The organism is Streptomyces sp. NPDC090994 (assembly GCF_044768905.1).
In the GTDB taxonomy this organism is placed as follows: domain Bacteria; phylum Actinomycetota; class Actinomycetes; order Streptomycetales; family Streptomycetaceae; genus Streptomyces.
The window spans coordinates 1-1,846 of the sequence record NZ_JBIVWS010000054.1; the positions used below are offsets into that span (position 1 = coordinate 1).

Annotated in this window: 1 rRNA gene; it reads left to right on the plus strand. The window is 57.0% G+C overall.

What is annotated here, in order from left to right:
* Positions 1 to 1,824: ribosomal RNA gene (locus ACIQR3_RS38215) — 23S ribosomal RNA — on the plus strand; the annotation flags it as partial.
* Positions 1,825 to 1,846: the final 22 nt, after the last annotated feature.

The following is a 1,846-nucleotide window of genomic DNA, read 5'->3' on the forward strand; positions in this document are numbered from 1 at the left end:
GATGGGTAGGGGAGCGTCGTCTGCCGGGTGAAGCAGCCGTGTAAGCGAGTTGTGGACGGTTGACGAGTGAGAATGCAGGCATGAGTAGCGATACACACGTGGGAAACGTGTGCGCCGATTGACTAAGGGTTCCTGGGTCAAGCTGATCTGCCCAGGGTAAGTCGGGACCTAAGGCGAGGCCGACAGGCGTAGTCGATGGATAACCGGTTGATATTCCGGTACCCGCTGTGGAGCGTCAAACATCGAGCATCGTGATGCTAAGGCCGTGAAGCCGTTCCGGACCCTTCGGGGAATGGAAAGTGGTGGAGCCGCCGGCCCAAGCGGTTAGTAGGTGAGTGATGGGGTGACGCAGGAAGGTAGTCCATCCCGGGCGGTGGTTGTCCCGGGGTAAGGGTGTAGGCCGTGCGGTAGGTAAATCCGTCGCACTTGTGGCTGAGACCTGATGCCGAGCCGATTGTGGTGAAGTGGATGATCCTATGCTGTCGAGAAAAGCCTCTAGCGAGTTTCATGGCGGCCCGTACCCTAAACCGACTCAGGTGGTCAGGTAGAGAATACCGAGGCGTTCGGGTGAACTATGGTTAAGGAACTCGGCAAAATGCCCCCGTAACTTCGGGAGAAGGGGGGCCACACCTGGTGATCGGATTTACTCCGTGAGCTGGGGGTGGCCGCAGAGACCAGCGAGAAGCGACTGTTTACTAAAAACACAGGTCCGTGCGAAGCCGTAAGGCGATGTATACGGACTGACGCCTGCCCGGTGCTGGAACGTTAAGGGGACCGGTTAGCTTGGATTCGTCCAGGCGAAGCTGAGAACTTAAGCGCCAGTAAACGGCGGTGGTAACTATAACCATCCTAAGGTAGCGAAATTCCTTGTCGGGTAAGTTCCGACCTGCACGAATGGCGTAACGACTTCTCGACTGTCTCAACCATAGGCCCGGTGAAATTGCACTACGAGTAAAGATGCTCGTTTCGCGCAGCAGGACGGAAAGACCCCGGGACCTTTACTACAGTTTGATATTGGTGTTCGGTTCGGCTTGTGTAGGATAGCTGGGAGACTTTGAAGCGGCCACGCCAGTGGTTGTGGAGTCGTCGTTGAAATACCAGTCTGGTCGTGCTGGATGTCTAACCTGGGTCCGTGATCCGGATCAGGGACAGTGTCTGATGGGTAGTTTAACTGGGGCGGTTGCCTCCTAAAGGGTAACGGAGGCGCCCAAAGGTTCCCTCAGCCTGGTTGGCAATCAGGTGTTGAGTGTAAGTGCACAAGGGAGCTTGACTGTGAGACCGACGGGTCGAGCAGGGACGAAAGTCGGGACTAGTGATCCGGCGGTGGCTTGTGGAAGCGCCGTCGCTCAACGGATAAAAGGTACCCCGGGGATAACAGGCTGATCTTCCCCAAGAGTCCATATCGACGGGATGGTTTGGCACCTCGATGTCGGCTCGTCGCATCCTGGGGCTGGAGTCGGTCCCAAGGGTTGGGCTGTTCGCCCATTAAAGCGGTACGCGAGCTGGGTTTAGAACGTCGTGAGACAGTTCGGTCCCTATCCGCTGTGCGCGTAGGAGTCTTGAGAAGGGCTGTCCCTAGTACGAGAGGACCGGGACGGACGAACCTCTGGTGTGCCAGTTGTTCTGCCAAGGGCATGGCTGGTTGGCTACGTTCGGGAGGGATAACCGCTGAAAGCATCTAAGCGGGAAGCCTGCTTCGAGATGAGGGCTCCCACCTCCTAGAGAGGGTAAGGCTCCCAGTAGACGACTGGGTTGATAGGCCAGATATGGAAGCCTGGTAACGGGTGGAGTTGACTGGTACTAATAGGCCGAGGGCTTGTCCTCAGTTGCTCGCGTCCACTGTGTT